The sequence below is a fragment of the Streptomyces sp. NPDC025273 genome, assembly GCF_040638585.1.
In the GTDB taxonomy this organism is placed as follows: domain Bacteria; phylum Actinomycetota; class Actinomycetes; order Streptomycetales; family Streptomycetaceae; genus Streptomyces; species Streptomyces cinereorectus.
This window is the reverse complement of the sequence record NZ_JBEZYP010000022.1, coordinates 36,992-52,673: the sequence shown is the minus strand read 5'-3', so window position 1 is coordinate 52,673 and position 15,682 is coordinate 36,992. Positions and strand designations below refer to the sequence as shown.

Genomic DNA, 15,682 nt, shown 5'->3' with positions numbered 1-15,682 from the left:
GGTGGGGTGGGGTGGGGTCGAGCTTACGACCCACCCCACGATTAGCCTGGCCGAGAGTCCTGATCGGTGGGTGGGTTCGGGAGTTCTGCTACCGGGCTGCGGACACCGTCCTCGCGGGATGTCGGCCTGGCAGCGTTCACCAGCCGACCAGGTCCATGGACCTTCGCGCGAGCCAGTCCGTAAAAGACAAGGGCTGACCATTCAGGTTCAGAGGCAGAATCTGGTCGCAGGTGGCCCGGCCGTCGAACCACAGTGAGCCGTCGTGCGGACCGGTGACAACGAGCAGGGTCGAGAAGCCACAGCCGTTGTCCTGGATGAATACAGCGCCGGACGTTTTACGCTCCTGGAACACCTCGTATTCGGCGTTCCACTGCTCACACGCTGCCTGGTAGGCGCTGGGGTCCGGGAAGTCCTCCGGCAGCGGCTCGCGTGCGTCCAGCTCGTCCTCGTAGGCACGGTAGGAGTCGGGGTGCGGGAAGGCGGTGGTGAGCAGGTCGTAGTTGGTGTCCGAGTCCCCATGCCAGCCCCAGCCTGCCGTGGATCGGCATAGACGGTTCACCGCGCCGCCGGCGTCCTGCCGGAGCAAGTATTCCCGGTACTGGTCCGGGAACGCGATGCCCAGTTCCGCCTCCGCTTCGCAGATCTCCACTTCGGACAGCGGCGCCGCCGGGCAGGCACCCTGCCGCGAGGGGGAAGAGCTGAGCTCGTCAAAGCGCCGCCCCCGGGCCATGCGTTGTGCTTCCGCTATCCAGTCGGTCGTCATACGGGTGAGGTTAGACCGAGCGATCTGTCGGACTCTGCCGTGACGTGGGAGCGCCCCGCCATGTTCTCGAGGTGTGAAGAACAAGCAGGCTCGTACTGCCATGTCGCACCGTGCGTTCTGCGGCATCTCGGCTCAGCATCTTGGAGAGTTGATTGCCGAGCTCGCGACTCGCTGGGATGCACGATGTGAGTCAGACCGATACAAGCGGCGGCGTGGGGCCCGGAGCCGGAAGGCTGGCGCCGGACCGAAGTACGATCTCGTCTTCACCGACCGGGTCCTGGTGACGCTCGTCCACCTGCGGACGGGACTGACCCACGAGGCACTCGGAGCGATCTACGACGTGGGCTCTTCCACTATCGGGCGGGCGATCCACGAGATCCGTCCGCTGCTGGCCACGCGTGGATTCGCCGTGCCCGACCGGCCCGGCCTTCGGCTACGAACACTGGAGGACGTGTTCGCCTATGCCGCGGCCGAGAACGTCACGCTGCGGATCGACGGCACCGAGACCCAGGTCCGCCGCCCGCAGGCACACTGCCCCGGACGCCGAGCCTTCGTCTCCGGCAAGCGTAGGCAGAACACGATCAAAACCACCACGATCAGCGACCACCAGGGCCGCACACTGTGGTCCGGCGCCACCCGGCCCGGCCGGATGCATGACCAGACCGCCGTGCGTACCGAGGGCATCGCGGAGCAATTCCGGCAGTACCCCGCCGTGAGAGCCGAGGTCGACGAGGGCTACCGAGGTCTGGCCAACGAGTTCCCCGACCAGGTCAGTGCACCGCCCAGAAAGCCGAAGGACATCAACAACGCACCGCTGACCGAGCAGTACGGATGGCGCGAGATGCGCCGTCGTCAATCCTCTCGACGGATCTGCGTCGAGCACGCCAACGCCGAGCACCGACAGTGGCGCCCGCTCCAGCGGTACACCGGACGACGTGAGGAGTACGCCGAGACCCACCTCGCCATCGCCAGCCTGGTCTCTGACCGAGCAGCCAAGCGGGCCACTTTGCATAAATCGACCGCCGAACTCGTACTCGTCCACACCACGGTCTGCTGAATCACCCATAAGCCAAACGACCAGCCAAGCACGGCCCAACATCAATCGCGGGGCAGGCCGTTAGCCTCGCGCTTTCGTGAAGCGGGCTGTCCGACGGGCACCGGCTCCGGCAGGCCCCCACCCACGAGGACCAGGAGCGAGAGAGTGAGTGACCCCATGCCGATGAGCGAGGCCCGCCGCTACCAACAGTTGCGAGGCCACCTGTCCTATCTGAAACTCAACGACGCCGCCGAAGCCCTTCCCCGCGTCCTGGACCAGGCCCGCGCCGAGCGAATGACCCTCACCACCGCCCTGGAGAAACTCCTCGAGGTCGAGGCGACTGAGGCACGCAAGCTCTCCTCCCGGCTGCGGTTCGCCTGCCTGCCAGAACCGTGGACCTTGAACGACTTTGACTTCGCCGCCCAGCCCGGCGTCGATGAGAAACTCATCCGTGACCTGGCCACCTTGAGGTTCCTCGACAACGCCTCGAACGTCCTTCTGGTCGGCCCGCCAGGCGTCGGCAAGACGATGCTGGCCGTCGCACTCGCCCGCTCCGCAGTCGATGCCGGCCACCGCGTCTACTTCACCACCGCAGCCGAACTCGCCGCCAAGTGCCACAAAGCCGCACTCGAAGGCCGCTGGTCCAGCATCATGAGGTTCTTCGCCGGACCCCGCCTCCTCGTGATCGACGAACTGGGCTACCTCCCACTGCCGGGCGACGGCGCTTCAGCCCTCTTCCAGGTGATCAACCAGAGGTATCTGAAGTCCAGCACCATCCTCACGACCAATGTCGGCATCGCCAAAGCGCACATGTTCCGGCGAACCTGTGCGAGGCGGCGCCGAAACCAACCAGGTTCGGCGAGGCTCAGGTGTTCTCCAGGCGGCGGCTCTTGTGCCAGGCCTCTCTGAGGGCTTCGAGTTCGAAGCGGGGAAAGTGCTCGCCCCACTTGCCGCGATATCCGCTCTCGCCGTATTTTCGCGCGACCTCGTCGAAGCAGCGGACGACAGCGCGAGCCACGGTGCCGATGCTCTGTTGGCTCGACCAGATTTCGGTTCCGGCGTTGTCGTGCTTGCTGCCGTCGGCCAGCTCCAGCACCCGAATCCACACGTCGGTGCCCTCGCGGTAGAAGATCCAGCGGAACGCGGTGGGCTCCGCCTCGAACTGCACGCGCGCCTCGACTTCACCGGTGACGAGGCGGGCCACCGCCGTCAGTAGGTCCTCGGGGGCTGTGGAGATGTATGAGGCTGTGACCTCGGCTTCCGCCTGATGATCGGAGATGGTGCAGTCGGCCCATCCTCGCCCGCTGAGAGTCCAAACGAGCTGCATGTCACCCACGATGACCGGCCTCTTGGCCGAGGAAGTGCCTGACATCGGCTTCGAGAGTGGACATCTGCTCGCCGGCTTCCAGCCATGTGGTGACGGATGCCTCCCAGCTGCCAACGGATATTCGCCAGGGACGGAGGGTCCAGGTCAGCCCAACATGGCCGCCTGAGCGGAAGACCGCTCTGACAGTGAGATCGCGGTCGTTGGTCTGCCAAACACGCTCTCCCTCCCAGCCCCGGAAGTCCTCGGAGAGCTTCTCCAGGAAGGGAGCAAGGTCGCCGCCCCAGTTCCAGGCTGCCACGCCGTCCAGCCGAGCGTTCAGACCAACCGCGCAAGCCTCGATGGCGTAGTGCACGCAGTCTTCGTCCTCATCGAAGAGGTCACAGAACTTCACAGAGACGGCCCGGTCGTCCTGGCAGCGGACGGTCAATTCGGCTGGTTCGTCGGGGGCGGCATCTCGGGAGCTCATCCCAGGAACAGTAGGTTAAGGAGGTGCCTGTCGTCACTGTGATTGCAGGTCAGGCAGGCGGCCGGGGTCGACGTGGTCAGCGAGATAGATCATGGTGGCCTCGGGGTCCATGCCGAACGCGGCGGCGACGAGCTTGGGGTCCATGGCGTTGACCAGGTCGAGCAGTCGAGTGCAGCGGATCATGCGGGGTGGGAAGCCGCAGGCGTCGAGGACATGACTGACATAGGCGGTGGACGCCGGCCCCCGGCCGGACTTCGTCTGGCGGGTGACCATCACATGCGGGTTGTCAGTCCTCTGGTCTTCTCGGTGGGCCAGGCAGCGTTCCACTGCCACCCAAGACGGCGGATCCAAGGGAACCGGATGCGGGCGGTCTCCGAGCCGGGCGGTCCGGGCACGAAAGTCGAGGTCAACGACCTGAAGCATTTTGACCTCGCGGCTTGAGGCACCGTGCAACAAGGCGAGCATGCCCAGCAGGGCTTCGTGCGGGTGGACGGCTGGATCCGTTGTCCAGCGGCGGAACAGCACACGTTGCTCGTCAAGTGTCAGCGTCGCACCGGTGAAGCCGCTCGGTCCTCGGGCGGTCAGACCGCGGGCGGGATCGACGAGGATGACCTTCTGGGATCGCGCGAAGCGGAAGAACTGTCCGAGCACCACCAGTCGACGCTTCCGGGCCTTCGGTGAGCCGGCCAGGAAGGCTTCGAGATCGTGCACGTCGGTCAGTGCCCAGTCCAGCTTCCCGCGCTCACCGGCGAGGAACAGGGCGAGGTCACGCACGATGGCCAGTGCGGCTTCGATGGTGGCATCGGTGCGGGGCAGCGTTCCGGCACGCCGGGACCGCTCGCGTGAGCGGATCATGAAGTCGGAGAAGGACTCCACCGAAGGTCGCAGGGGCTCTGGGACCGCGAGGATCCGGCGTTGCCGGCGGCCGGCCGCGAGCCGCTCGGCCTGGTCGGTGGCCATGGCCAGACCGTGACTGGTGAAGAAGGCTTCCAGGGCACGGGCGAGGGGGCCCATCGAGCGGCCCGGGCGGCGGGAACGTTCGAGTACGGACTGGGGGAGGTTGGGCTGGCTGTCCCGGAGAAGCCGCGCGAGGGAAGTGATCATCGTGCAGGCTCGGCCGACGGAGTACTTGGCGGCGAGAGCTGTTGTGAAGTCCTGCAGCCAGTCGGGGGGATTGTCGAGTTCGGCGATGAGGTGCTCCACCCGGATGAAGGGGCGGTCGGGGTGACGCTGCCAGCAGGCCGTGCACAGTCCCAAGCCTGCGTGCCTCCGTACTCTGCCGCATTGTTCACAGGCCCGGGGCGGCTGTTTGGTCTGTCGGGGGCGAGAGCAGTGCCCGCACCAGCCGGTGTCCTCGCGCAGATGTCCGGGCCGGCTGCAGCGAGGGCATGGATCCTTGGCGGCGTCGCGTTCGGACTCCCGCAGGCAAGTGCGGCAGAGAGCCGAGGATTTACTCCGTACCGGATTACCGCAAGCGGTGCAGACGCGAGAGCAGGTGATGCACCGGCCGGTGTCCGCCTGGAGAACGCGCTGCTGGCCGCACCGGGGACAAGCGGCCCGGGCCTCGGCCTCCTTGTGCTGGGCAGTGCAGCGGCAGCAGTAGCGCCGGTCGATGAAGCCGACCGGGGCTCCGCAGCTGGTGCAGTCGCTCTGTTTGACGCCCACGGTGCCCCCTTCGTCTCCGGGTCAGATGGGTGGCATCGAGCGGCCTCGCGCGGAGGCCACTTTCGGCAGGTCGGCGACCGGTCGCGGTGGGACCGCAGGACGCTCGACGGGGGTGGTGTCGACCTCGAAGAGGTCGTTGGGGGTGCAGTCCAGCGCGGTGCACAACGCGATCAGCGTGGACATCTTCACCTGGGAGGGCTCTTTGCTGAACAGGGCAGACACCGAGGTGGAGGACATTTGCAGCCCGGCGCGTTCGGCCAGCAGCCGCTGCAGTTGGGTGCCGGTCCAGATCTCGCGCTGGGCGGCGGCCATCCGCAGGCGCCATCGGATCTTCATGCGGAGTTGTCCCCCTCGGCGGTGAGTTCACCGAGCGTGGTGGTCACGGCACGGCGATAGGCATCCTCGATGAATTCGCGGAGGGACGGACGTATCTCATGGTTGAGCTGACCGTCCAGTGACCAAGGAGCTGCTGGATTGCCACCAGGTCCACACCGCGCTCGTAGTTGTGGGTCGCGCAGGCCCTCCGCAGGGCATGCGGACTGAAACGGTCGGTTGCCGGGCGGCCTTCGAGTTCCATCAGGTAGCGCAAACGGTTGCGGATCGTCCCGCGGTGCAGACTGCCTCCGGACTCGTCCGCGAAGAGCACCGGTGAGTCGGGGAACTTCCCGCGGACGTCGTCGAGGAACCAGCGCAGGACGAGGTCGAGCCCGTCCAGCATCGGCACCCAGCGCGGCCGCGGTCCGGAGGTGCGGGCGCCTTTGCCGAACCGGACGTGGAGTTTCCCGAACGGGCCCCGCGTGAAGTGGAGGTCCGGGCGGTCCAGAAGCGACGCCTCTTCCGATCGCAGGCCGGCGTGGTAGAGGGTCCGGAACATTGCGTAGTCCCGGGCGGCGGGCGCGTACTTGCGGGCGGTGGCGATCCGGGCCTTGAGGAAGTCGAAGAACTCCGCGACCCGCTCTGGGGTCGATGGCGGCAGCTGGGCCGGGGAGTCGTCGCCGACATGCCGGGCCGCGTTGAACTCATCGACTGGGCATACCAGGCGGACGCCGAACCCGGCTTCGATCTCGACGGCTTTGCGGACCTGCAGGAACCGGTGGAAGCCTTTGAAGATCTGCACGTACTCGCGGCGGGTGGAGGCCGCCCGCCCGGCAAGGGCCAGGTCTCCGACGACGCGGTCGATGTCTTCGGGGGTGACGTCCCAGGCGGGCCGGCCCAGTGCGGTGAGCGTGCGTTCCAGCAGTCCGATGTCGTTCTCGACGGTCACCGGGCTGAACCCACGAGATCGCCATGAGGCGACGAACGCCTCAACGCAGTCGGCCTGGAACTCCCACGGATCGGCGGTCACCGGCTCCAGTAGGACGGCACCGCCCTGGACCACCCTCAACTGGGATGCCACCGGCACACCTTCCTCGCACCTGACTGATCAAGGCAGCACCTGGAGAATCTGGGCACCACCACGAAGACCAACGAGGACAGCAGAAGATGGATACGGGCCGGTGGCAGCGGCGATCCACGAAAAGGAACATGTGCCAGCCCCAGATGAATGGGGACAGGTTTTCGGTGACGAGGTTCTGGCCACCGCCATTCTCGACCGCCTCCTGCACCACTGTGACGTGATCTCTATCAACGGCCCCAGCTACCGGCTCAAGAACCGGCTCGCCTCCATTGAACGCGAGCGGGACGACGCAGCCTGACCGAGCTCCCGGGAGTTTTCACAGGTCAGTCCATACATGGCCTTCGGAGTAGTCGTGCCAGCCCCGGAAGAACCAGTTGGCAAGATCCCCGATGCGCTCGACGCAGTCTTCGAAGTAGGCGTCGGGCGTCGGCCTTGGGAAGTTCGGGTGTGACGTCCACGACGGGACCCAGGTCGCGACCTCATAGAACCCTTCAGCGACCCACCGATCGAGTTTCTGGTCTGCCTGCCATTGCTCGCATGCGGCCCGCATCGCACGTTCCAGACGGGTGAATGCAGCCCGATCCCATTCCAGATCCCCACGCAACCGCAGCAGGAAGCTCCCCTCCTCGGCGTCGAACTCCCGCCTCAGAACCTCGGTGATCTCATCCATGGTCGAGATCATGACAGTCCCCGCAGAGACGTCCGACACTGCCCACGACCAACCAGTCACAACCACCTTGCCGACCGCTAAGTGGTGCACGTTTGTCTGTACTTGCCGGAGTACTCAGAGAAGTACGCCGACACCCGGCGGCATGTGGCAGACCGTGATCTCCAAGCCGGTCTCGGCGGCAAGGGCGGCAAGCTCGGTCTTCCAGGCGCGGGTGCGGTATCCGTTGGAGCCGCCCGTATCCGCGGTGATCAGCAGCCGGGTGGCCTGAGGGTAGTCGTGACTGCCACGGGCCTTCCACCAGCGACGGATGGAGGCAACGGCGAACGCGGCCGTGTCGTGATCGGTGCCGACACTGACCTATCCGGTTCGCGGCGACGTCGTAGCTCCCGTAAGGGGTGGCCTTGCCCGGTCCCTTACGGTCCAGGAAGTCATGGGTCCTGACCTGGGCCGGAAGTCCTTTCGGACGCCACTCGCGGCCCGCGTTCTTGTACTGGCCGACCAGTTCCTTCTTCTTGGTATCGACGCTGATCGCTGGGTCGCCGGCTCCCATATGCTCCTTGGCCCAGTCGTTGATGTAGCGGAACTGGGCTTCCCGGCCGGGATGCTGTGCTCCCTCGACGGTCTTGGCGTTGGCCTGGAGGCTGAACCCTCCTCCCTCAGCAGGTCGGCGACGGTATCCGCCGAGACACGGTGACCCTGCCTGGTGAGCTCGTCGGCGAGTCTGCGGGTGGACTTCGTCGTCCATCGCAGCGGTGACATCGGATCCCCGCGCATATCCGGCTCGACCAGTGCGGTCCCGCTGCTGCTCGGCGTTTGGTTCTCCCCCACCCCAAGAGGTGCGGCGGCTCCGGGTGTCTTCGTGAGGTTGGCGCCCGAGAGGGAAAGGTCCTGCTAGTCGGCGACGTCCTCGATTGGCGCGGGGGCTCCCTGGTCGATCGTCATGTTGACTGTTCGACGTTCGGGGCTGGCGCCAGTGATCGGCGGGGCGCCGGTGCGAAGGCGTTGAAGGCTCGGTCAGGTGCATCGAAGCACTCACCGATTCCGCCCCACCCGGTGGAGCTTTCGTCATCCGGCTCAGTGTCCGTCGGTCAGCTGTCCTGCGTTGATTGCTGCGGACCTCCGGTTGTTCATCAGCCAGCAGTTCCGGCCTCCGGGATGGGTGCGGGGACGGATCACGGCGTGCATCCCCGTGCCCAGCGTGTCGACAGGCTCGCTGCATCTGGTTCACAACTGTGGCGCACCATCTTTCCGGCGAAATTCACTTCTGACGCAAAAGCGAACAGCTGGAAGGGGTCACAGGCGGTCGAAGTCAGTGGAGCTGGGGTGATCGGATGTGGCATCAGCTGCGGGGACGCCAGTCGGCCACACAGCCGTTTTTGTCGCCCCGGGCACTCCACCTTTGGTGCGCGAGGCTGCAGCATTACGACGTAATACCGCTCTGCTGACACCCCCTCAGGGCACTAACTAACGTGTCAACGATGAAACTGATCCCTGACGTTAGTAAGGTATGCCCATGACTTCGTCTGACGCAGGCGACCGCGAGAAGGTCGTTTCCAAGCTGCCCCCCGCCCTGCAGCAGGACTTGAAGGTCCGTGCTGCACAGCACGGCACCGACATCCAGCATGCTGTCGAAGCCGGCATCACTGCATGGCGCCGGCTCGGAGCGAACCTCCCCGCCGCCGACACAGGAGGAGCGAAGCCATTCGCCACCTTCCTCCCGCCAGGCCAATGGGACGAGTTCCGCGAGGCCTGTGCCTCCCGCGGTGTCTCACTCATCCAAGGGCTCACGCAGTCCGTACTGTTCTGGCTCGACACCAACCCGGCCCCCGGCGTCGTCCGGCCGGAGCACCCCAAGCGGATCATCATCTGCAACCAGAAGGGCGGCGTGGGCAAGACTGCGCTCGCCGCTGGTATCGGTGAAGCCTTTGCGGAGGACAGCGACCAGCTGCACCCTGTGCGCATCTCCAAGCACTTCGCCGCCGCCCTCGTCGAGCCCGACAAGGAACCGGCCTCCCCCCTCGACTACGAGGACCTCCCCGGGCTCGGACTGCGCGCCCTCCTCGTCGACTTCGACCCGCAGTGCCACCTCACCAACCAACTCGGTCACGCCCCGCTGCCCATCGAGGGCGACTCCCTCACCAAGCACATGGCCGGCGAGGCCAAGGGCGACCTCAAGGACCTCATCGTCCCCATCGAAGACCCACGCTTCGGCGACCGACTCCATCTGCTGCCCGCGTGCACCGACGCGTTCCTCCTCGACGTAAAGCTCTCCAGCGTCCGCGCCCGCGAAGCAGCCCTCGAACGCGTCCTCGGAACGATCGAAGGCGACTACGACGTCATCATCATCGACTGCCCCCCGAGCCTCGGCCTCAGCATGGACGCCGCCGCCTACTACGGACGCCGCCGCGACGGCGAAGCACCCGGCAACTCCGGCATCCTCATCATCGTCCAGGCCGAAGACAGCTCCGCCGACGCGTACGGACTCCTCACCAACCAGATCGAAGACCTCCGCGCCGACATGCACCTCGAACTCGACTACCTCGGCATCGTCGTCAACCACTACGACGCCCGCCGCGGCTACATCGCCACCTCCTCCCTCCAGTCATGGATTGACATAAAGGATCCGCGAGTCGTCGGCGTCATCGGGGACCTCAAGGAGCAGAAGGAAGCCGTCCGCGTGAAGCGCCCCCTCCTCGCCTACGCGCCCCGCTGCGACCAGGCCGTCGGCATGCGCGCACTCACCAGGGAGATCTCATGAGCAAGGCAGACACCCTGCGCGCGAGCGCATCCTTCGGCCAAGCCAGGGGAGGCATCAGCGCCCGTCGCGCCGCGATCGAAGCCGCCGCCGCCGCCCCCACCGACGGCGCTCCCCCGCCACTGAAGCTCCCCGTCGACGTCATCAGCCTCAACCCCGACAACCCCCGGGAGGACTTGGGTGACCTGACCGACCTCGGAGCCAGCCTCCGAGACCACAAGCAGAAGACCGCCATCAGCATTATGAGCCGGTTCGCCTATCTGGAGGGCAACCCCGGCCGGGCGAACGACCTCGAGGAGGGAACCAAGTACGTCGTCATCGACGGGAACTCGCGCCTCGCCGCTGCCCGCGAAGCCGGCCTCACCCAGATCAAGGTGATGCTCGACGACGAGCTAGGCAGCAACCCCGACGAGATTCTCGAATCCGCCTTCGTCGCCAACGTCCACCGTCAGGATCTCGACCCCCTCGACGAAGCGAAGGTCCTCCAGCGGCTCCTCGAGATCCACAAAACCCAGGACGCTCTCGCCGCCCGCCTCCACCGATCACAAGGATGGGTGTCGCAGCGCCTCGCACTTCTCGGCCTGACACCAAAGCTGAAGGAGAAGCTGCAGACTGGTGAGGAATCCGCAGCGCTGCTGCGGCGTGTAGGGAAAAAGAAGCCGGAAGAGCAAGAGGAACACCTCCGCCGCCTCAAGGAGAAGGAGAAAAAGACCCCACAGAGGGGCGCAGCCCCGAAACCAGCGGCCATCCCTGCTCCCACTCCCCCGGCTCAGGACTATTACGCCGTAATGACGCCCGCCGCTCCGGACAGCGATCAAAGAGTTGACGCTCCGGGAGCTGAAAACGCCCCAGGCAAACCCTCACACACCAGGCGCGCTCCCAGCGAGAATGACAACACTTCTCCACCCTCGCAGCCCCGGCAGCAGGGCGAAGCACTCATGGACGCCGCCTTCGATCAACTCGACGACGAGCAGCGAAGCGCCTTCATCCTCCGCTACTTCAAGCGCAGCACCGGGATCACGGCGGTCACGGCCGATATGCGGGGGAGCCTTCCTGCCGAGGCACGAAGCTCGCTGGCAGACATCCTCCAGCAGGTCGCCGCAGCTCTGCGCGTAGACAAATAGCATCCGCAAGTGAGGGAGCACTCCCCCGCCGTGACACAGATGGCCGGCTCCACATCGGTGGATGCCGGCCATCTGACCGGTAAGCACCTCTGAGAGTCGCCCCAGTCCCCCGGATCTGCTCGGTCAGACAAGTCGATGCTGGGATTCGCTGGAACGGATAGACGGAACAGACAGAGGCAAATCAGATTGGGGAAACGGCACGCACCTAGCTTGTTCTTTATCTACCAGCCCGCCCAAGCGCATGAGAACGATCCCCTCGAAGCCTGCTGCTGAACCCGAGTGAGACCCTTCAGCTCATGATTGAGCCGCCTCTGAACGGCATCACGCCGGTGATTCCACCCGTTGCCACCTCCTGGCAGCGCATCGATGCATGGCTGGCCCAGCATGCGCCCGCTCGACTCGCAGAGCTTGGTCCTCCGGCGTCGCCCCATGCCATCGACCAGCTCGAAGTCATGTTGGGCGTCCGGCTGCCCACCGACCTGCGCGCATCACTGCTGTGTCACGACGGGGATTCTTCCTATCTCGGTATTTTGCCGTGCGGCCCGCTGTACTCCACGGATGTAATCGCCGAAGTGCGACAGATGCGCATGGAGATCTGGGAAGGCGAGAACGACCCAGATGAGCAGGAAAATCCATGGTGGGGAACGCAGTGGATCCCCTTCGCCGGCAGCGATGGCGATGAGCACTTCATGGAGGCGGGCCCAGGCCTCTGGCACAACCACCTTGGCCGCGCTGCGCACGACGACCGTGCCTACTTCCTGGGGTGGCCAAGCCTTGGATCCTGGCTCCACGAGGTGGCCAAGGCCATGGAGCACCACGATCGGGCCGACTTGCTCCATGCCGTCTCCCATCCTTCCGTAGACGAGGCCGGAGAAATCGACTGGTGAGCAGACGGAAGCGCTGTTGAGCCCGGTGGATCGTACTCGCCTCGGCATATTTGGATCGATGTGGCATCCAGCATCGAACGAAGACTCGCACTAGGTCGCTCACCTGAGCATTCGTCGGACACGCAGGCGGCCTTCGTCTGATCCTGTGATCCAACCAAGGTGCACGTGACCAAGACGAAGGCCGTGAGGGTGAGTCTGCTGCCTGATGCTGTCCAGAGGGAAGCGTTCGCGGAAGCGTCACGCTTCCGGGCCGAGTTCTATGGGTGTCTGACCGCCCGGCGTGACGAACTGTTCGAGTTGACGGACGCGCTGCTGTGCGTTGATGGGCCGGTGGTCTCGCCGGTGGACCTGACGCTGGTGCCCGAGCATCGTCGTGGGCACGGAGCGTTGTACGGAGCCCTCAACCACGGTCGGATCGACGTCGGCAGTTTGCGGTCCTTGCTGGCCGACATGCGTCTGCCGCGCTTCGACGGGGGGCGTCTGGTGCTTGCGGTGGATGTGTCGCCGTGGCTGAGGTCGGACGCGCCGTGCTCGGCGGCCAGGCTGTTCTGCCACCTCTACGGGCGGGCGAAGTCGGCGTCACAGTTCATCCCCGGCTGGCCGTACTCGTTCGTCGCCGTCCTGGAGCCCGGTGCCACGTCGTGGACCGGGATCCTGGACGTGGTCCGGCTTGGGCCCGAGGACGACGCGACCGCTGTCACCGCCGCCCAGCTCAGGGCCGTGGCCGAGCGGCTCATCGCGGCCGGCCAGTGGACGCCCGGAGACCTGGACATCACGATCGTCATGGACGCCGGCTACGACGTCACCCGTCTGGCCTGGGTACTGCAGGATCTGCCCATCGAGCTGGTCGGGCGGATCCGCAGTGACCGGGTGATGCGTCTGCCGAAACCACCGAGGATGCAAGGCGTCAATGGCCGGCCGCCCAAGCACGGGCCGGAGTTCCGCTTCGCCAAGCCCGAGACCTGGCCCGAACCGGCGATCACCACGGCCACCGACACGGTGAGCTACGGGAAGGCCGAAGCCCAGGCGTGGGACCGGGTCCACCCGAGACTGACCCACCGCTCGGCCTGGCTGGAGCATGATGGGGAACTCCCCATCGTCGAAGGCACCCTGCTCCGGTTGAAGGTCGAGCACCTCTCGAAGGAACGAGAGGCCCCGCCGGTGTGGTTGTGGTCCTCGAAGACCGGCGCCGTCCCGGCGGACGTGGACCGGTGCTGGCAGGTGTTCCTCAGGAGGTTCGATCTGGAGCACACCTTCCGGTGCGGAAAACAGACGCTCGGCTGGACCACCCCGAAGCCCACTCCCGAGGCAGCGGACCGCTGGACCTGGCTCCTGGTAGTCGCCCACACCCAGCTTCGCCTCGCCCGGCCACTCGCCGCAGATCTCCGTCGGCCCTGGGAGAAGCCAGCCAAGCCCGAAAGCCTCACCCCGGCCCAAGTCCGCCGTGGGTTCAGGAACATCCGCGCCCACTTGCCCTGCCCGGCCCGTGTTCCGCAACCGACCGGAACCGGGCCCGGACGCCCCCTCGGCTCAAAGAACCGGCGACCCGCCACCCGCTACGACGTCGGCAAAACCGCCAAACGCCCCGAGACTCTCAAAGCCATCGGCAAACCCGGCAGATCTTGGTAGATAGAGAACAAGCTAGACCCCCGTCACCGACCCGTCGCATCAATCCTTGATGAGCCTCAGCGGAGTGTCGCCGGGGCCAGCAGGGCCCCTCGAAGGTCGCCCCCAGCCGTCGGACAGAGGGTCATCACCAGCGCCGCCCGCATCCTGAGGCGTAAGCGCCTCGTCCAAGAGGCCACCCACGTGCACCGACTCGTAGACGGTGCACGACTGCGCGTCGCTCGCAAAGCACAGCAAGCCAATGCTTCATCACGGGGAACTATGTGACGCGGCAGAAGGGTGCAAGCCCCGTGGCTCGGGAACGGGAACAAGGCCCGCAGCCCAGGTTCGGCGCAGACAGACGCTGCGACGGCCCACTCCCCCTCCGCGCCCCACGATGCCCTTCCAGCAGTCCGCGCCTGGTCTTCGCGACAACCGTTTCCTCAGCGACCCCGCGATCACGGACTCCGAGCCTGGCCTCGCCTACCCACTCCAGTTCGGCGGTCACACCGAACTTCACTGGACCGGATCGGCGTCATGAAGCTTTTGCCGCCCGGGATCCGCACCCAGCCAGGATTATTACGCCGTAATGAGGTTCCCCTTGCCAGCCGGACAGCTTGACACTGGGACGGATGGTCCCGAAGGAAGCAGTCACAGGTAGTGAGCAACAAGAGCAATATGAGCAAGCGGTACACGGCCGAGTTCAAGCGGGACGCGGTCGCCTTGGCGTTGTCCTCGGAGAAGACGGTCACCGAGGTCGCGAGGGATCTGGGCGTGAGTCCGGAAGGGCTGCGCGGGTGGGTGAAGCAGGCGAAGGTCGACCGCGGTAAGGGGCCTGCCGGGGCTTTGATCACTGCGGAGCGTGAGGAGTTGGTCCGGCTGCGGCGGAAGGTCCGCGAGCAGGGGGCCACGATCGAGGTTCTGGGAAAAGTGACCGCCTTCTTCGCTCAGGACAAGATGAGGTAGACACCGCGGCACGGTGTCGTTTCATCGATGCGGAGAAGGCGTCGGAGGGTAATCCTGCAGGTCACAGTGTTTCGTTTCTGTGCCATGTGCTGGGAGTGACCCGTTCCACCTACTACGCGTACAGGGCGTCATGGCCGGCCCGGACGGTGCGGGAGCGGGCCGCCGAGGAGGTGCTGGTGGGCGAGATTCGGGTGCTTCACGCCGGGTCTCGCGGTGCCTACGGGGCCCGCGGATCCACGCTGCCCTGCGGCGGGCCGGGCGGGTGGTGAACTCCAAGAAGGTCGAGCGGCTGATGCGCAAGCACCGGATCGTCGGGATCACTCGCCGTCGGCGTGGGGGCTGACTCGGCAGGCGAAGCGGGCGGTGTTCGCGCTCGACCTGATCGGGCGGGACTTCACCGCGCCCCGGCCGGGGATGCGGCTCGTCGGCGACATGACCGAACTCGTGACGCTGGTAGGGAGGTTGTATCTGGCGACCTGTATCGATCTTGCGATGCGGGAGGTGGTCGGCTGGGCGATGGCCGATCACCACCGCGCCGAGCTGCCGGTCGCTGCCCTGCGGATGGCGGCCGGGCGTGGCAGCCTGGAGCCCGGATGCGTGGTCCACAGTGATCGCGGAAGCGAGCTTGGACTCAACCGGTCGTCGCAACACCAGCTTCCTGGAGGGCTAGTAGGTGCTCGTTGAGGGCTCGGCGGGGGTCTTCCAGGCGAGGGTCTTGCGGGGTCGGTTGTTGAGATCCATGGGAATCTTCCAGGTGAGGAGGGGAGACGGCGGGCCGTCCTGTGGGGAGGCGGGGTGGGCTGGAAGTGTCACGTGTTCCGCGGGCGACCACGTGAACACAGGCGCCATCGCGGAGGGGAGGGGCGGTGTCCGCGCGAAGGGGGTCCGTCACCGGGGTGTGGAACCGCGGCCGAGCGCATGACGTGGTGAAGGCGACGCCCGCACGTCGGACGCGGGGAGGCCGCCGTACGGGGGCCGGGCCGCCGGTACGGCCGGCGGGCCGCCGGTACGGCCGGCGGGCC

General features: G+C 66.2%; 15 protein-coding genes and 3 pseudogenes. 10 read left to right on the top strand and 8 right to left on the bottom strand.

Annotated features, from left to right (window positions below; all coding sequences use genetic code 11):
• Positions 1-136: 136 nt before the first annotated feature.
• Entirely contained in the window at positions 137-763 is a 627-nt protein-coding gene (locus tag AB0F38_RS27735) for an SMI1/KNR4 family protein (RefSeq protein WP_361898881.1), read from the bottom strand.
• 100 nt (positions 764-863) lie between these two features.
• On the opposite strand from AB0F38_RS27735, the gene AB0F38_RS27730 reads away from it, so the two are divergent.
• On the top strand, positions 864-1,820 hold the full coding sequence (locus AB0F38_RS27730) for a transposase family protein (protein ID WP_361899023.1): 957 nt from the start codon (positions 864-866) through the stop codon (positions 1,818-1,820).
• A gap of 144 nt (positions 1,821-1,964) precedes the next feature.
• The gene (locus AB0F38_RS27725; RefSeq protein WP_361898878.1) at positions 1,965-2,708 is read left to right on the top strand and encodes an ATP-binding protein; all 744 of its coding nucleotides are present in this window, start codon (positions 1,965-1,967) and stop codon (positions 2,706-2,708) included.
• Here AB0F38_RS27725 and AB0F38_RS27720 read toward each other — a convergent pair.
• The 5 genes from AB0F38_RS27720 to AB0F38_RS27700 all read right to left on the bottom strand — a co-directional run bounded on the left by AB0F38_RS27720 (position 2,665) and on the right by AB0F38_RS27700 (position 6,653).
• Positions 2,665-3,126, bottom strand: a complete 462-nt coding sequence (locus AB0F38_RS27720) for a hypothetical protein (RefSeq protein ID WP_361898875.1) — start codon at positions 3,124-3,126, stop codon at positions 2,665-2,667. The genes AB0F38_RS27725 and AB0F38_RS27720 overlap by 44 nt on opposite strands.
• A 1-nt stretch (position 3,127) precedes the next feature.
• Complete coding sequence (locus tag AB0F38_RS27715; RefSeq protein ID WP_361898872.1) at positions 3,128-3,592, bottom strand: DUF6228 family protein; 465 nt, start codon at positions 3,590-3,592, stop codon at positions 3,128-3,130.
• A 33-nt stretch (positions 3,593-3,625) separates the two neighbouring features.
• Entirely contained in the window at positions 3,626-4,552 is a 927-nt protein-coding gene (locus AB0F38_RS27710) for an integrase (RefSeq protein WP_361898869.1), read from the bottom strand.
• Between the two features lie 726 nt (positions 4,553-5,278).
• The gene (locus AB0F38_RS27705) at positions 5,279-5,593 is read right to left on the bottom strand and encodes a helix-turn-helix transcriptional regulator (protein ID WP_361898866.1); all 315 of its coding nucleotides are present in this window, start codon (positions 5,591-5,593) and stop codon (positions 5,279-5,281) included.
• Between the two features lie 43 nt (positions 5,594-5,636).
• Positions 5,637-6,653 carry a site-specific integrase gene (locus tag AB0F38_RS27700; protein ID WP_361898863.1) on the bottom strand — a complete coding sequence of 339 codons (1,017 nt, stop codon included), beginning with the start codon at positions 6,651-6,653 and terminating at the stop codon, positions 5,637-5,639.
• A gap of 145 nt (positions 6,654-6,798) precedes the next feature.
• Here AB0F38_RS27700 and AB0F38_RS27695 point away from each other — a divergent pair.
• Positions 6,799-6,951 (top strand): annotated as a pseudogene (locus AB0F38_RS27695) (ATP-binding protein); the annotation flags it as partial.
• A gap of 18 nt (positions 6,952-6,969) precedes the next feature.
• Here AB0F38_RS27695 and AB0F38_RS27690 read toward each other — a convergent pair.
• Both AB0F38_RS27690 and AB0F38_RS27685 read right to left on the bottom strand, forming a co-directional pair.
• Complete coding sequence (locus tag AB0F38_RS27690) at positions 6,970-7,323, bottom strand: hypothetical protein (protein WP_361898860.1); 354 nt, start codon at positions 7,321-7,323, stop codon at positions 6,970-6,972.
• A gap of 132 nt (positions 7,324-7,455) precedes the next feature.
• Positions 7,456-8,115: pseudogene (locus tag AB0F38_RS27685) on the bottom strand (ISAzo13 family transposase); the annotation flags it as partial.
• A gap of 721 nt (positions 8,116-8,836) precedes the next feature.
• Here AB0F38_RS27685 and AB0F38_RS27680 point away from each other — a divergent pair.
• The 7 genes and pseudogenes from AB0F38_RS27680 to AB0F38_RS27650 form a co-directional block, all read left to right on the top strand.
• Positions 8,837-10,081, top strand: a complete 1,245-nt coding sequence (locus AB0F38_RS27680; RefSeq protein ID WP_361898858.1) for a ParA family protein — start codon at positions 8,837-8,839, stop codon at positions 10,079-10,081.
• On the top strand, positions 10,078-11,202 hold the full coding sequence (locus tag AB0F38_RS27675) for a ParB/RepB/Spo0J family partition protein (protein ID WP_361898855.1): 1,125 nt from the start codon (positions 10,078-10,080) through the stop codon (positions 11,200-11,202). The genes AB0F38_RS27680 and AB0F38_RS27675 overlap by 4 nt, the downstream gene beginning before the upstream one ends.
• A 296-nt stretch (positions 11,203-11,498) precedes the next feature.
• Positions 11,499-12,089, top strand: coding sequence for an SMI1/KNR4 family protein (locus tag AB0F38_RS27670; protein ID WP_361898852.1), 591 nt, complete (start codon positions 11,499-11,501; stop codon positions 12,087-12,089).
• Between the two features lie 189 nt (positions 12,090-12,278).
• Positions 12,279-13,718 carry an NF041680 family putative transposase gene (locus tag AB0F38_RS27665; RefSeq protein ID WP_361899020.1) on the top strand — a complete coding sequence of 480 codons (1,440 nt, stop codon included), beginning with the start codon at positions 12,279-12,281 and terminating at the stop codon, positions 13,716-13,718.
• A 636-nt stretch (positions 13,719-14,354) separates the two neighbouring features.
• On the top strand, positions 14,355-14,660 hold the full coding sequence (locus AB0F38_RS27660) for a transposase (RefSeq protein ID WP_361898849.1): 306 nt from the start codon (positions 14,355-14,357) through the stop codon (positions 14,658-14,660).
• A 130-nt stretch (positions 14,661-14,790) separates the two neighbouring features.
• Positions 14,791-15,003, top strand: a complete 213-nt coding sequence (locus AB0F38_RS27655) for an IS3 family transposase (protein WP_361898846.1) — start codon at positions 14,791-14,793, stop codon at positions 15,001-15,003.
• 38 nt (positions 15,004-15,041) lie between these two features.
• A pseudogene (locus AB0F38_RS27650) lies at positions 15,042-15,281 on the top strand (DDE-type integrase/transposase/recombinase); the annotation flags it as partial.
• Between the last annotated feature and the right edge of the window lie 401 nt (positions 15,282-15,682).

What these genes read in the sequence shown, in the direction of transcription:
- AB0F38_RS27690 (WP_361898860.1), bottom strand. Translation starts at nt 7,323, where the DNA reads ATGGATGAGATCACCGAGGTTCTGAGGCGGGAGTTCGACGCCGAGGAG.
- AB0F38_RS27675 (WP_361898855.1), top strand. Translation starts at nt 10,078, where the DNA reads ATGAGCAAGGCAGACACCCTGCGCGCGAGCGCATCCTTCGGCCAAGCC.
- AB0F38_RS27730 (WP_361899023.1), top strand. Translation starts at nt 864, where the DNA reads ATGTCGCACCGTGCGTTCTGCGGCATCTCGGCTCAGCATCTTGGAGAG.
- AB0F38_RS27710 (WP_361898869.1), bottom strand. Translation starts at nt 4,552, where the DNA reads ATGGCCACCGACCAGGCCGAGCGGCTCGCGGCCGGCCGCCGGCAACGC.
- AB0F38_RS27680 (WP_361898858.1), top strand. Translation starts at nt 8,837, where the DNA reads ATGACTTCGTCTGACGCAGGCGACCGCGAGAAGGTCGTTTCCAAGCTG.
- AB0F38_RS27735 (WP_361898881.1), bottom strand. Translation starts at nt 763, where the DNA reads ATGACGACCGACTGGATAGCGGAAGCACAACGCATGGCCCGGGGGCGG.
- AB0F38_RS27715 (WP_361898872.1), bottom strand. Translation starts at nt 3,592, where the DNA reads ATGAGCTCCCGAGATGCCGCCCCCGACGAACCAGCCGAATTGACCGTC.
- AB0F38_RS27720 (WP_361898875.1), bottom strand. Translation starts at nt 3,126, where the DNA reads ATGCAGCTCGTTTGGACTCTCAGCGGGCGAGGATGGGCCGACTGCACC.
- AB0F38_RS27655 (WP_361898846.1), top strand. Translation starts at nt 14,791, where the DNA reads ATGGCCGGCCCGGACGGTGCGGGAGCGGGCCGCCGAGGAGGTGCTGGT.
- AB0F38_RS27670 (WP_361898852.1), top strand. Translation starts at nt 11,499, where the DNA reads ATGATTGAGCCGCCTCTGAACGGCATCACGCCGGTGATTCCACCCGTT.
- AB0F38_RS27705 (WP_361898866.1), bottom strand. Translation starts at nt 5,593, where the DNA reads ATGAAGATCCGATGGCGCCTGCGGATGGCCGCCGCCCAGCGCGAGATC.